Here is a 14,503-nt window from a genome sequence, read left to right as displayed (position 1 = left end):
TCAGCCTCCCACGGCCATCTCGTCGATCCACGCGTCGACCGCGCCGGCCTTGCGGGCGAAGGACTCCCGGACCGATTCGTGCGGCAGGATCAGGAATTCCTCGGTGCCGAGCCCGCGGACGACCGCCTCGGCGACGTCGTCGGGCTCGATGAGCGGGGCGGCCGCGGCGATGGCCAGCGCGGCCGGGTGGCCGGCCGCGATGCCCGGTTCGAGCAGGGCCGTCCGGACGCCGAGCGGGCACAGCGCGCTGACCCGCACCCCGCGCGGCCGGTAGGTGATCGCCAGCCACTCGGCGAGGCCGACGGCCGCGTGTTTGGTGACCGAGTACGGCGCGTCGCCGGGAATGCCGAGCAGGCCGGCGCCCGACGCCGTGATCAGCAGGTAGCCCTCGCCGCGCGCCAGCATCGCGGGCAGCACGACCTGGGCGGCGTGGACGTGCTGCATGACGTTGATCTCCCACGACTGCTGCCACTGCTCGTCGGCCGCGTGCACCCCGGTGCCGAACGCCGCGCCCGCGTTGGCGCAGAACACGTCGAGGCGGCCGAACTCGGCGCGGGCCGTCGCGACCAGCACCTTGAGGTCCTGTTTGGACGTGGCGTCGGCGGTCACCGCGACGGCGCGCCCGCCCGCGGCCGTGATCTCGTCGGCCACCCGGCCGGCGCCCGCGGCGTCCACATCGGACACGACCACGCCTGCTGCCCCTTCCGCGGCGAAGCGGCGGGCCATGGCGGCCCCGATTCCGTGTGCCGCGCCGGTCAGCGCGACCACGCGTCCGGTCAGTTCCACGCGGGCTCCAAAATTCCGGGTTCGAATTGTCATGCAGGTGCGGGAAATGTATTTCCCGGTTGCGATGCGGGTGATAAAAGTGCTGGTCAGAGCGATGAAACTGCCTTGTCCTACGGTTTTGCACGTTAGCACGGCTATTGCGTTTCAGGTATCCGGTGCGTTATTCCTGAAGATCGCAACACCCGACTGCAGGAGGTCCCGCCGATGGCCGAGCTCGTCCCGCCGTCGCACGCTCGACGGCTGCGGTGCCTGGGGATCGGTGGTCCCGGCGAGGTCGCCGCGGTCGCCCGCGGCGGGGGCCTCGGTGTGCTCGACGGCGCCGATCCGGAGGACCTGCGGCTGGTCGCGGCCCGGGTGCGCGTGCCCTACGGCGTGCGCACGGACGGCCCGCTGCCCGGCGGCGCGGCCTTCGCCGTCCGCACGAGAGCGCCGTGGGCGGGGGCGCTCGCCGAGGTCGCGGACCTGGCCACGGCCACCGAGGCGGTTCGCGGCGGCGCGCTGGGGCTCCTCGCCCGCGGCGGCGAATTGAGTGACTTCGTGCTGCTGCAACAGCTTCTCGGCGCCTTCGACGTCCCGGTGTGGGGCAGCGCGGCCGGGCCGCGGACGGCGGTGGGTGCGCTCGCCGGGGGCGCGGCCGGGGTCGTCGTCCGGTCCGCGGAGGACGTCCGCCGGATCGTCGGCGCGGAGGTGCCGGCGCCGGTGTTCGGGACCCGGCTCTGCCGGACGCTGGGGACACCGCTGCCGGTCGTCCAGGGTCCGATGACGCGGGTGAGCGACCAGCCGGGCTTCGCGGCCGCGGTCGCCGACGCGGGCGGGTTCCCGTTCGTCGCCGTGGCCACCGCGAACGGGGCGCGCACCACCGACCTGCTCGCCCGGACCGCCGAGCGCCTCGGCGACCGGCCGTGGGGCGCGGGCATCCTCGGTTTCGTGCCCGACGACCTGCGCGCCGCCCAGCTCGCCGCGATCCGGGCCGCCCGGCCGCGGTGCGTGCTGGTCGCGGGCGGCAAACCGGGCCAGGCCAAGGCCCTGGAAGCCGACGGGATCGCGACGTTCCTGCACGTGCCGTCGCCAGTGCTGCTCCGCCAGTACCTCGACGCCGGGATCCACCGGTTCGTGTTCGAGGGCGCCGAATGCGGCGGGCACGTCGGCCCGCGGGCGAGTTTCGAGCTGTGGGAGGAACAACTGGCCGTCCTCGGCGCGGCGGACGGCGTCGAGGTGCTCTTCGCGGGCGGAATTCACGACGCCCGCTCGGCCGCCGTGGTCGCCGCGATGGCGCAGCCGCTCGACGCCGTCGGCGTCCTGATGGGAACGGCGTACCTCTTCACCGAAGAAGCCGTGGCACACGGGGCGATCACCGACGTCTTCCAGGAGCGCGCACTCGCCGCGGACTCGACCGTGACGCTGGAAACCGCGCCGGGCCACCGCACGCGGTGCCTGCCCAGCCCGTACACGGCGGAGTTCGAGCGGGTCAAGGCGGGTCTCGACGCGACGCCGGAAGCGTGGCAGCAGCTGGAGGAACTGAACACCGGGCGGCTGCGCGTCGCGAGCAAGGGCGTCCGCCGCGACGGCGAGCCGATCGACGCGGCCACGCAGCTGGCCGAGGGGATGTACCTGGCCGGCCAGGTCGCCGTCCTCCGGGACCGCCGGACGACGATCGCCGAGCTGCACCGCGAGGTCACGGCGGGGAAGACCTTCGCCCGTGCGGAAGAACCGGTCACCGGCGATTCCCGTGACATCGCGATCGTCGGCATGGCCTGCACGTTCCCCGGTGCGCCCGACCTCGAAGCGTTCTGGTCGACCATCCTCCGTGGCGACGACGCCGTCACCGAAGTCCCGCGCGACCGCTGGGACCCGGAGGTCTACTTCGGACAGTCGACGTCGAAGTGGGGCGGGTTCCTGCCCGCGCTGGAGGTCGACCCGCTGGCGTACGGCATCCCGCCGTCGGCGATGGGCAGCATCGATCCGGCCCAGCTGGTGTCGCTGGAGACCGCGCGCCGCGCGCTGGCCGACGCCGGGTACGCCGACCGCGAGTTCGACCGCGAGCACACGAGCGTCGTGTTCGGCGCGGAGGCCGGCGGCGACCTGGCGAACGCGGGCACCCTGCGGTCCCTGCTCGACGGCTACTTCGACGAGGTGCCGCCGGAGCTGCTCGCCCAGCTGCCCGAGCCGACCGAGGACAGTTTCCCGGGCACGCTGGCCAACGTCATCTCCGGCCGGATCGCCAACCGCCTCGACCTCGGCGGCGCGAACTACACGGTGGACGCGGCGTGCGGCTCGTCGCTGGCCGCGCTGGACCTGGCGGCCAAGGAGCTGCGGGCGGGCACCAGCTCGCTGGTCCTCTGCGGCGCGGTCGACCTGCACAACGGCATCCACGACTACCTGATGTTCACCTCGGCCGGGGCGCTGTCCCCGACGGGCCGCTGCCGCCCGTTCGACGCGGCGGCGGACGGCATCGCCCTGGGCGAGGGCGTGGCGTGCCTGGTCCTCAAGCGACTGTCCGATGCGGAGCGTGACGGCGACCGGATCTACGCGGTCGTCAAGGGAATCGGCGCGGCCAGCGACGGAAAGGCGCTCGGCCTGACGGCACCCCGGCCGGAGGGGCAGCACCGGGCCCTGACGCGGGCGTACCGGGACGCGGGCGTGTCCCCGGCGGAGGTGGGGCTGGTCGAGGCGCACGGAACGGGAACGGTGGTCGGCGACGCCACCGAGCTGCGGACGCTGACGGACTTCTTCGCGGAGGCGGGAGCGCGCCCGGGTTCCTGCGCGCTGGGCTCGGTGAAGAGCCAGATCGGCCACACGAAGTGCGCGGCCGGCCTGGCCGGGCTGATCAAGGCGGCGATGGCGCTGTGGCACGAGGTGGTCCCGCCGACCCTGCACCTGACCAGCCCGAACACGGCCTGGGACGCGGCGGCGAGCCCGTTCACGTTCACGACGACGGCCCGGCCTTGGTCGGAACCGGCGAGGCTGGCGGCGGTGAGCGCGTTCGGCTTCGGCGGCACGAACTTCCACGCGGTCCTGGCGGCGGGTCCGGTGGCCCCGGACCGGCGGCACGGGGTGCGGGATTGGGCACCGGAGGCGGAGAAGCTGCTGACGGAGATCCAGCGCGAGACGGCGACCGGTGCGGGCCCGGGCGAGCCGCGCGGCGCGGAACGGCGTTGGGGCGGGGCTGCCGCCGGCATGGTCGGCGCGGGTCCGGCCGCCCCCGACGGACTTCGCGCCGATCCCGGCAAGGTCGCCTTCCTCTTCCCCGGGCAGGGCAGCCAGCGCCCCGGAATGCTCGCCGAGCTCTTCGTCCACTTTCCCGAGCTCGCCGAAGTCCTCCGCCTCGCGCCGGATGTCGCCGCCACGGCCTTTCCTCCCCGGGCTTTCACCGCCGAGGCCGCCGATGACCAGCAAGCCGCCCTCACCGACACCCGCGTTGCGCAACCCGCCCTCGGGCTCGTCGAGATCGCCGTCGCGAAGCTGCTCGGCCAGCTCAACGTCCGTCCCGATTTCCTGGCCGGGCACAGCTACGGCGAACTCGTCGCCCTCTCCGTCGCCGGGGCCTTCGACACCGGGACCCTCCTTCGCCTCAGCCGGGCCCGCGCCGAGGCCATCGCCGGCGCGGCAAGACCCGGGACCATGGCCGCCGTCAAAGCACAACGGGACCTCCTCACCGCGACCCTCATCGGCCCGGATGTCGTCGTCGCCAACCACAACGCTCCCGAACAGGTTGTCCTTTCCGGACCGGTGGCTGCCGTCGAACGGGCCGTCCGGCGGCTCGGGGAAAGGGGCATCTCCGCCCAGCGGATTCCCGTCGCCTGCGCCTTCCACAGCCCGCTCGTCGCCGCCGCCGGGGACGTCTTCGCCGCGGATCTCGCCAAGGAAGCCATCCGACCGCCGCACCTTCCCGTGTGGGCGAACCGGACCGCCGCACCGTACGCCGACGTCCGCGGTGAACTCGCCGCGCAGATCGGCGCCCCGGTCCGGTTCCTCGAGCAGATCGAAGCGATGTACGCCGCGGGCGCCCGGACCTTCGTCGAGGCCGGACCCGGCCGCGTGCTCTCCCGCCTGGTGCAGGAGATCCTCGGCGACCGCCCGCACACCGTCGTCGCCTGCGGCCCGGACCTCAACGGGTTCCTGACCGCGCTGAAAACCCTCGCGCAGGCCGGCGTCGACGTCCGGGCCGATCGGTTGACGCGGCCGCCGCGGCCCGCGCCGTCCGCCACCGCCTGGGCCGTCGACGGGCGGTCCGCCCGCGCGCCCGGCTCCGACGTGCCCGCCCTGCCACCGGCCCGACGAATCCGGAGTACCGCCATGACCCAGCCCGCCGGCCGTGACCAGGCGATCGCCGACTTCCTGCGCACCACCCGCGAGCTCGTCGCCGCGCAGCGGGAGGTCATGCTCGGCTATCTCGGCGGCGCGGCGCCCGCGCTGGCGCCGGTCGTGCTCGAAGAACCCGAGCCGCAGCCACAGCCGGAACCGGAACCCGTGGCCGAAACCGGGCAGGCCGACGTCCTGGGCACCGTGATCGGCGTGATCAGCGAACGCACCGGCTACCCGGCCGAGATGATCGCCGTCGACCTCGACCTCGAAGCCGACCTCTCGATCGACTCCATCAAACGCACCGAGATCGCCGGGACGCTGCTGAGCAGGCTCGGCCTGCCCGCCGACGACCGCACCGACCAGCTCAGCCGCGACCGCACGGCCGGCGCCCTGACCGCGCACCTCGAGAGCTGGCTGTCCCCGGCACCCGCGGCTGCCCCACCGCGCCGGTACCGGCTCGAACGGGTTCCGGTGCCGCTCGACTCCGATCCCGGACGGCTGCGCGGGAAGACCGTGGCCGCGCCGGACGACGCCGTTCGAGCCGCCTTCGCCGCGGCCGGGGCGGAGGTCGTCACCGGGGACGCGGACATCACCGTGCTCCTCGCCCGTGACCTTACGGAGGTGTTCGCCCAGCTCAAGGCGCTGCGGGGGACGGTCCTCGTGGCGGCGGAACCGGGCGCCGTGCCGGGGCTCCGGGGCCTGGTGCGGTCGGCCGCGCTGGAGCGCGACGGCGTCACGCGGCTCGTCGAGGTCACCCAGGACGTGGCGAAAACGCTGGTGGACGAGGCTCTCAGCGACGGCCCTTCCTTCGTCGGCCACGACGACGCCGGGCGTTTCACCATCGAGCCCCGGCGGGCGGACCTCCCGTCGATCGCCTACGCCGGCGCCGGTCCGGGGGGCGGCGAGCTCGCCGCGCTGGGCCTCGGCCCGGACTCCGTCGTCCTGCTGGTCGGCGGGGCCCGCGGGATCACCGCCCGCGCGGCGGTGGCGTTCGCCGCGTCCGGGTGCCGGCTCGAACTCGCCGGGCGGACGCCGTGGCCGGGCGAGCCGGACGACCTGCCCGAAGACCCCGCGGCGATGCGGGCGGTGCTGGCCGGCCGCGGCGGCCCGGTCGCCGGCATCGAACGCCGCGTGCGGACCGTCCTGGCCCAGCGGGAGATCGGCCGCACCCTCGGCGAGATCCGCGCGGCCGGCGGGACCGCGGGCTACACGTCGCTCGACGTGCGTGACCCGGACGCTGTGCGGCGCCTCGTCAAGGACCTCCCCAGCCGGCTCGCCGGGGTCGTCTTCGCCGCCGGGGTCATCGACGACAAGCTCATGGCGGACAAGGACGAGACTTCGTTCCGCACGGTGTACAAGACCAAAGTGGACGGTGCACGGGTCCTGCTGGACGCGCTCGACGCCGAACCCGGCTTCGTCGCGTTCTTCGGCAGCATCGCCTCAGTACTCGGCAACCGCGGCCAGACCGACTACGCCGCCGCGAACGACGCGCTGGAAACGATCGGCGCGGCCTGGCCGGGCCGGGCCGTGACCGTCCACTGGGGACCGTGGGCCCCGGACGGCGACCACGGTGGCATGGTGTCGCCGGAGCTGGCGCGCGAGTACGAACGCCGGGACATCGGCCTGCTCGACCCGGCCGAGGCCACCGCGGCCCTCCTGCGCGAGCTCGCGTACGGCACGGACCGGTCGGTGCTGTACACGGCGTCGCTGTGGTGACGCCGGTCGCCATCGTCGGCATGGGGGTGTTCCTGCCCGGTGCGTCCACAATGGACCAGTACTGGCGGAACCTGGTCGACGGCACCGACGCCGTCACCGAAGGCGCGCCGCACCAACGGGATCCGCAGTTCCCCGGCCGCCGCGGCGGCTTCACCCCGGACACCCTCGACTTCGACGCCGTCGCCCACGGCGTCCCGCCGACGTCCCTCGACGGCACCGAGCCGGACCAGCTGACGGCCCTGGCCGTTGCCCTCGACGCGGTCGGTGACGCCGGTGGCCTCGGCCGGCTCGGCGACCCCGAACGGATCGGCGTCGTGCTCGGGCGCGGCGGGTACCTGTCGCCCGGCCTGCGGGGCTTCGACCAGCGGGTCCGCACCGTCCGGCAGATCACCCACACGGTCGGCGAGCTGATGCCGTCGGCCGGGCCGGAGGTCCTCGACCGGCTGCGGACGGCGTTGCTCGAACCGCTCGGCGAGTTCCGGCCGGAAACCGCGGCCGGGCTGGTGCCGAACCTCGCCGCGGCCCGGGTGGCCAACCGGCTCGACCTCGGCGGCCCGGCGTACACGGTGGACGCCGCCTGCGCGTCCTCGCTGGTCGCCGTCGACCAGGCGATCGGCGAGCTGACCCGCGGCCGCTGCGACGCCGTGCTGGCCGGCGGGGCCCACCAGACGCACGACGGCACGCTCTGGTCGCTGTTCGCCCAGCTCGGCGCGCTGTCGCCGAGCCAGCGGATCAGCCCGCTGTCCCGCGCCGCCGACGGCATGCTCCTCGGCGAGGGCACCGCGATCGTCGTGCTCAGGCGGCTGGCCGACGCCCGCCGCGACGGCGACCGTGTGTACGCCGTGATCCGCGGCAGCGGCACGTCGAGCGACGGGCGGGGCGCGAGCCTGCTCAGCCCGTCCGTCGCCGGGCAGACCCTTGCCCTGCGCCGCGCCTGGGCGGGCCGCGATCCCGCGGAGATCGGCCTGCTGGAGGCGCACGGCACGGCCACTCCGGCCGGGGACGCCGCCGAGCTGACCACCGTCGCCGACGTCTTCGGCCCGGCTGCCGGGCCGCGGGCCGTGATCGGCTCGGTCAAGTCGATGATCGGGCACACGCTGCCCACCGCCGGGGTCGCCGGGCTGGTCAAGGTGGCCCTCGCGCTGCACCACGGCGTCCTGCCGCCGACGCTCAACTGCGCCGATCCCCACCCGCTGCTGGACAAGACGCGGTTCCGGGTGCTGGCCGAAGCCGAGCCGTGGGGCGCGCTCCCGCAGGTGGCCGCGGTCAACGCGTTCGGCTTCGGCGGGGTCAACGCCCACGTCGTGCTCGAAGCCGGCGATCCGGCGCCGAAGCGGCGGGTGCGCGTCGACGAACCGGAACGCGTGCTGCGCCTGGCCGCGCGAACGCCGGAGGAACTGCTGGAGCAGCTCGAGAAACCCGGCGAAGGCGACGGCCCGTGCCGGCTCGGCATCGTCGGCGCCGACGACCGCAAGCTTGCCACCGCGCGCCGCGTGCTCGCCAAGGTGGCAGCCGAGGGACGGCCGTGGCACGGCGCCGGCGACGTCTGGTGCAGCGTCGACCCCCTGCTGCCGCGCGGCAAGACGGTGTTCGTCCACCCGGGACTGGAAGCCGGCGGCGAACCACGCCTCGACGACGTGGCCCGGCACTTCGGCCTCGACCGTCCACAGTGGTCGACGGCGAGCGTGCTCGACCGCGCGGCGAGCGTGTCCGCGGCCGGGCTGCTGCTCGACGAGGTCCTGCGGCGGCTGGCGGTCCGGCCGGACGCCCTGGCCGGGCACAGCGTCGGGGAGTGGACCGCGATGCAGGCCGCCGGGATGTACACCGCGGCGCCGGGCACCGTGGCGCGGTACTGGCCGGACGGCTTCGAGCTGCCCGAGGCGGACTACCTGGTGCTGGGCGCCCCGGCGGCGCAGGTGGCCGGGCTGCTCGCCGGAGACCTGGTCGTCTCCCACGAGAACGCGGCCAAGCAGACCATCGTGTGCGGGCCACCGGACGCCGTCGCGGCTTTCGCGGCGACCTGCCGTGCCCAGGGGATCGTGGCCACGACCCTGCCGTTCCGGTCCGGCTTCCACACCCCGCTGATGCGGCCGCACCTCGCGCCCTTCGCCCGGCTCGCCGCGGACCTGGATCTGCGTGCCCCGCGGCTGCCGGTGTGGTCGGCGACGACCGCGCGGCCGTACCCCGCGGACCCGGCCGACGTCCGCCGGCTCTACCTGGACCACCTGCTGCGCCCGGTCCGGTTCCGGGAGCTGACCGAGGCGCTGCACGACAGCGGGTTCCGGGTGTTCGTGCAGGTCGGCGCCGGACAGGTCGGCTCGTTCGTCACCGACACGCTCGGCGAGCGGCGGCACCTGGTCGTCGCGGCCGCGTCCGGCACCCGGCCCGGGCTCGCGCAGCTGCGTCGCCTGGCCACCGCGCTGTGGACCGAGGGCGGTGACCCGGACTTCGCGGCCCTGGAACCCCGGCGGATCCGCCTCACCACCGGGAACCACCTGCTCTCGCTGGGCGAGTCCGCTCGCGGTCTGCTGGACGCGCCGAGCCTGCCCGCCGGGGTACCGGACCCGATCGTCGCCGAGTTCACCGCCTTGCTCGCCGAAACGCGCCGGAGCGCGGCGGACGTCGTCGCGGTGGCCGCGCGCCGGCGGGTCGAGTCCACTGTGGATGTCTCCCTCGCGGCCATGCCGTACCTGCGTGACCACCGGTTCTTCCGGCAGCGCGACGACTGGCCGGACGAGTCCGACTTCCGGCCGGTGGTGCCCGCGACGACCCTGGTCGACCTCGCCTGCCGGGCCGCCGAACGAGCCTGGCCGGGCACGACGGCGGTCGCGGTGCGGGACGCTGTCTTCTCGCGGTGGCTCATCGCGTCCCCGGCCCGGCGGGTGCCGCTGTCGCTGACCCGCGAGGGCGACCACGTCACCGTCGAAATAGGACCGTACGCGCTGATGACGGTCGCACTGGGGGCATTCGCCGCACCGCCGTCGCGGACCGCGGTACCCGGGCCGGAAACCGCGCCACCGCTGAGCGCGGCCGAGATCTACGCGCGCCGGGAGATGTTCCACGGCCCCTCCTACCAGGGCCTGGCCCGGCTGACCGGCCTCGGCGAGCAGCACGTCCGCGGCGAGCTGGTCGTCCCGGAAGCGCCCGGCGGGCTGCTCGACAACGTCGGCCAGCTGCTCGGCTGCTGGCTGATGGCGACCCGGTCCGACGACCTGCTCGCCTTCCCGCGGTCGATCGGCCGGCTCACCTGGCACGGCCCCGAACCCGCGCCCGGGACGCGGCTCGAGTGCCTGGTCCGGGTCCGGCTGCCGCGGGCCGACGTCCTCGAAATGGACGCCGAGCTGGTGCGCGACGGCCGGGTGCTGGCGACGATCGAGGGCTGGCGGGACGTCCGGTTCCCCTGCGACCGCGCCGCCCACCGCGTGTACGCCTTCCCGGCCGAGAACCTCCTGGGCGAGCGGCGCGACGACGGCTCGGTCGCCGTCACCGACCGCTGGCCGACGGTCGCCGCGCGGGACATCTACGCCGGGATCTACCTCGGCGCGGCCGAACGCGCGGAGTTCGCCGCCGTCCCGCCGCGGCAGCAACGCGGCTGGCTGCTGCGCCGGATCGCCGTCAAGGACGCCGTCCGGGCCCGGCTCGGCGAACCGGTCTACCCCGCGGAAATCCGCGTCCACGACGACGGCACGGTGTCCGGCCGGCACCGGGACCTGCCGCCCTTCACCGTCACGGTCGAGTCCACAGGCGACACCGCCATCGCACACCTGGAGAGCACGCCATGACCATCGACCACGCGTCCGCCACCTTCGACGTCGTCGCCGAGCTGCTCGCCGAGCTCGTCGGCGACGCCGAGGTGCTCGGCATCGAAATCACCCCAGACACGACGTTCCACGAGGACCTGCAGCTGGAGAGCATCGACCTGGTGACCTTCGCGAGCATCCTCGCCGAGCACTTCGGCGCGGAGGTCAACCTCGCCGAGTACCTGGCGGAGAAGGACCTCGACGACGTCATCGGCCTGACCGTCGGCGACATCGCCCGGTTCGTGGGGGAGCGCACGTGCCCACGATGACCGTCAACGGGCTGCGCACGAACGTGCAGCTCGTCCCCGCCGGCGGCACCGAGACCGTGGTGTTCCTGCACGGCATGGGCACCGACAGCCTGGCGAGCTTCTACCTCACGCTGGCCCCGCCGGTCGCGGCCGCGGGCGTCGACGTGATCAGCTACGACCTGCGCGGGCACGGCAAGACCGAGCGGCCGGAGCGCGGGTACACCCTCGGGGACTTCGTCGCCGACCTCGACGACCTGCTGCGGCAGCTCGGCGTCGACCGGCCGGTGCACCTGGTGGGCAACAGCTTCGGCGGCACGCTGGCCTACAGCTACGCCGTCGCTTTTCCCGAGCGGGTGCGCAGCATCGTGTGCATCGAGTCGGAGCCCGCGACCGAGGTGTGGGCGGCGAAGATGAGCGCGATCCTCGCGCACACCGTCCGGTTCCTGCAGGTGGAGGAAAGCTTCGCCTGGATCGAGGCGAACTTCGGTGCCCACCACCGGCGGCTGGCGCGGATGGCGGCCGAGCGGATCACCTCGACGAAGATGGCCGAAGAAGTGCCGCTCGGGCCGTTGCTGACCTGGGAGCAGGTGGCGGCGATCGGCTGCCCGGTCCTGTCCATCCTGGGCAGTCACGGCTACCAGGCCGACGACCTCGAAGCGCTGACGTCGCTGCTGCCGAACGGCGAGCTGCACGTGTTCGAGGGGCAGGGGCATTCGGTGCTGGTGGAGCAGCACCGGGAGGTGCGCGAGCTGGTCCTGAAGTGGATCGAACGGCACGCGGCGTGAGGTTCCTGCTGGTCGTGCCGCCGCTGGCCGGGCACGTGGCGCCGTTGCGCGGGGTGGCCGCCGTGCTTGCCGCGCGGGGCCACGAGGTGGCCTGGTGCGGTCCCGTGCCGGAACTGTCCACTTTGGTCGCCGGCCGGGTGTTCCCGGCCGGGGACTCCGGCCCGTTCTCGTCGGCCCTGCGACCGCCGGGACTGCGCGGGTTCGCCGCGTTGAAGTACCTGTGGGAGTCGTACCTGGTGCCGCTGGCGGACGCGATGGTGCCGGGCGTGGCTTCGGCGGTCTCTTCGTTCGAGCCCGACGTCGTCGTCGTGGACCAGCAGGCGATGGCGGGGGCGCTGGTGGCGGCGCGCCACGGGCTTCCGTGGGCGACGTCGGCGTCGACGTCCACCGAGCTGGCCGACCCGCTGGGATCGTTGCCGAAGATCGCGTCCTGGGTCACCGGCCTGCAGGCCGGACTGCGGGCCCGGCACGGCGTCCTGCTCGGTGACCTGCGGTTTTCGCCGCACCTGGTGCTGGCGTTCACCACCCGGGCGCTGGCCGGGGAGTGCCGCCTGGCGGTCCCGGTGTCGTACGTCGGCCCGGCGCTGCCCCCGGCTTCCGGCGAATGGTCCCCTGTGGACGATCGCCCGCTGGTCGTGGTGACGCTGGGGACGGCCAATGCGGAGGCGGGGTCCCGGTTCCTCGCGGAGAGCGTGGACGCGCTGGCCGGGATGCCGGGCGTGCAGGGACTCGTCGTCGACCCGGCGGGTGAGCTGGTCAGCGAAAGCGTGCTGCTGGCCCGGCGGATCCCGCAGGTCGCGGTGTTCTCCCGGGCCGCGGTAGTGGTTTGCCACGGCGGCCACAACACGGTGTGCGAGGCCCTGTCGGCGGGCGTGCCGCTGGTGGTGGCCCCGATCCGCGACGACCAGACGATGCTGGCCCAGCAGGTGACTTCCGCCTCGGCGGGGGTGCGGCTGCGGTTCGACCGGGCGAAGGCAGCGGACCTCCGCAAGGCGATCGAGTCGGCGGAGCAGTACCGCCCCGGTGCGGAGAAGATCCGCGAGTCGTTCGAAGCCGCCGGTGGCGCGGAAGAGGCGGCCACCCACCTGGAGTCGTTGGGCTAGACGCGGTTGCGGAACGTGCGGGCCGCCAGCAGCGAGCCCGCCACCGCGGCCACCGCGGCGATCACCAGCGCCGTCAGGACCGACCAGCCGATCGGGCGGCCCAGCGCCAGCGCGCGGGTCGCGTCGATCGCGTACGTCAGGGGGTTGACCGCCGAGACCGCGCGGACCCACGCCGGCATCGTGTCCAGCGGCATGTACGCGCTCGAGGAGAACATCAGCGGGAACATCACCACGAACGACGCCGCCTGTAGCGTTTCCGCCTTGCGCAGCCACGTCGTGATCGCCACGAACACCCAGCTCAGGCACCAGCCGACGACCAGCGTCAAGGCCAGTGCCGACAACAGGCCCAGCACCCCGCCCGCCGGGCGGAAGCCCAGGAAGGCCACGCTCGCCAGCGCCGTCACCGCCAGCTGGACGGCCAGCCGGGCCGCGTCGGCCAGGGTGCGGGCCACCAGGACCGCGAACAGCGAGATCGGCAGGCACCGCAGCCGTCCGGTGAAGCCGCCGTAGATCTCCGCCAGCAGGCCCGCGCCCGAGCTCATCGCCGTGGTCATCGCGATGTTGACCAGCGTCGCCGGCACCAGGAAGTTCACGTAACCCTGGTAGGCCGCGACCCCGGGCAGCTCGCCGACGCCGCTGAACACCTGGCTGAACAGCAACAGCAGCACCACCGGCTGCAACAGCCCGAAGAAGACCAGGCGGCGGTCGCCGAACGCGGTGCGCAGGGAACGGGCCGTCAGGACCCGGACCTGGGTCCGGAACCCGGATTCCGGCCACGCCGCCGGGTCGCCGAGCGCGGCGACGGCCGCGCGGTGCCGGGCCTGCGTCACGACGCTGTCCGATGCAGCGACAGGTAGACGTCGTCGAGCGTCGGCTCGGTCACCGTCAGGTCCCGCAGCGGTGCGCCCGCCGCGTCGAGCGCGCGGACCAGCACCGGGATGTCACCCGGGCCGGACAGCGGGACGGTGAGCACCAGCCCGGCGCGGCCGGCCGCGAGACCCAGGCGCGCCAACGCATCCACGGCGCGCCGCAACGCCAGCTCGGTGCCGAAGGTGCACGTCGCGGTCCGGGTGCCGAGCCGGGCCTTGAGCTGCGCCGGCGTCCCCGAGACGGTGATGTGCCCGAGCCCGAGGACGACGACGTGGTCGGCCAGCCGGTCCGCCTCCTCGAGGTACTGGGTGGTGAGCACGACGGTCGTCCCGCGCGCGGCGAGCCCTTCGACGATCGTCCACAGCCCGGCCCGGCTCACCGGGTCCAGACCCGTGGTCGGCTCGTCGAGGAACAGCACCTGCGGCGCGCCGACGAGCCCCGCGGCCAGGTCCAGCCGCCGCCGCATCCCGCCGGAGTACGTGCCCGCCGGCCGGTCGGCGACGTCTTCGAGCCCGAAGGCCGCGACCAGTTCGGCCGCCCGCGCGAGCGCCTGCCGCGGCTTCGCGCCCAGCAACCGGGCGATCAGCACGAGGTTCCCGCGGCCGGAGAGCGCGTCGTCGACCGCGGCGAACTGGCCGGTCACGCCGATCCGCCGCCGGACCGCGCGGCTACGCTGCACGACGTCGTGGCCGCAGACCCGGGCGGTGCCCGCGCTCGGCCGGACGCGCGTGCTGAGGATGTCGATCAGCGTGGTCTTCCCGGCGCCGTTGTGGCCGAGGACCGCCAGCACCGTGCCGCGGGCGACGGTGAGGCTGATCCCGGCGAGCGCGGTGACCGGGCCGTACTTCTTCTCGAGGTCCGTCACGGCGATGACCGGCTGGGGCATGGCC

Annotated in this window: 8 protein-coding genes; 5 read left to right on the top strand and 3 right to left on the bottom strand. The window is 74.3% G+C overall.

The window, feature by feature from the left end; genetic code table 11:
• Positions 1-786, bottom strand: a complete 786-nt coding sequence (locus AB0J55_RS27995) for an SDR family oxidoreductase (RefSeq protein ID WP_364254588.1) — start codon at positions 784-786, stop codon at positions 1-3.
• Between the two features lie 204 nt (positions 787-990).
• Between AB0J55_RS27995 and AB0J55_RS27990 the strand changes: the two genes are divergently transcribed.
• Genes AB0J55_RS27990 through AB0J55_RS27970 form a run of 5 tightly spaced genes read left to right on the top strand, consistent with a single transcriptional unit; the run spans position 991 to position 12,743 of the window.
• The gene (locus tag AB0J55_RS27990; RefSeq protein WP_364254585.1) at positions 991-6,807 is read left to right on the top strand and encodes a beta-ketoacyl synthase N-terminal-like domain-containing protein; all 5,817 of its coding nucleotides are present in this window, start codon (positions 991-993) and stop codon (positions 6,805-6,807) included.
• The gene (locus AB0J55_RS27985; protein WP_364254582.1) at positions 6,801-10,589 is read left to right on the top strand and encodes a beta-ketoacyl synthase N-terminal-like domain-containing protein; all 3,789 of its coding nucleotides are present in this window, start codon (positions 6,801-6,803) and stop codon (positions 10,587-10,589) included. The genes AB0J55_RS27990 and AB0J55_RS27985 overlap by 7 nt, the downstream gene beginning before the upstream one ends.
• Positions 10,586-10,876 carry a phosphopantetheine-binding protein gene (locus AB0J55_RS27980; protein ID WP_364254579.1) on the top strand — a complete coding sequence of 97 codons (291 nt, stop codon included), beginning with the start codon at positions 10,586-10,588 and terminating at the stop codon, positions 10,874-10,876. Before AB0J55_RS27985 ends, AB0J55_RS27980 begins: the two co-directional genes overlap by 4 nt.
• The gene (locus AB0J55_RS27975) at positions 10,864-11,640 is read left to right on the top strand and encodes an alpha/beta hydrolase (RefSeq protein ID WP_364254576.1); all 777 of its coding nucleotides are present in this window, start codon (positions 10,864-10,866) and stop codon (positions 11,638-11,640) included. Before AB0J55_RS27980 ends, AB0J55_RS27975 begins: the two co-directional genes overlap by 13 nt.
• The gene (locus AB0J55_RS27970; RefSeq protein WP_364254573.1) at positions 11,637-12,743 is read left to right on the top strand and encodes a nucleotide disphospho-sugar-binding domain-containing protein; all 1,107 of its coding nucleotides are present in this window, start codon (positions 11,637-11,639) and stop codon (positions 12,741-12,743) included. Before AB0J55_RS27975 ends, AB0J55_RS27970 begins: the two co-directional genes overlap by 4 nt.
• Here the strand turns inward: AB0J55_RS27970 and AB0J55_RS27965 are convergent.
• Both AB0J55_RS27965 and AB0J55_RS27960 read right to left on the bottom strand, forming a co-directional pair.
• Complete coding sequence (locus tag AB0J55_RS27965) at positions 12,740-13,573, bottom strand: ABC transporter permease (RefSeq protein WP_364254570.1); 834 nt, start codon at positions 13,571-13,573, stop codon at positions 12,740-12,742. The genes AB0J55_RS27970 and AB0J55_RS27965 overlap by 4 nt on opposite strands.
• Complete coding sequence (locus tag AB0J55_RS27960) at positions 13,570-14,499, bottom strand: ATP-binding cassette domain-containing protein (RefSeq protein WP_364254567.1); 930 nt, start codon at positions 14,497-14,499, stop codon at positions 13,570-13,572. Before AB0J55_RS27960 ends, AB0J55_RS27965 begins: the two co-directional genes overlap by 4 nt.
• Between the last annotated feature and the right edge of the window lie 4 nt (positions 14,500-14,503).

The organism is Amycolatopsis sp. NPDC049688 (assembly GCF_040674975.1).
Lineage (GTDB): Bacteria > Actinomycetota > Actinomycetes > Mycobacteriales > Pseudonocardiaceae > Amycolatopsis.
The sequence above is the reverse complement of the archived record's forward strand: the minus strand, read 5'-3'. Positions and strand labels throughout refer to the sequence as shown.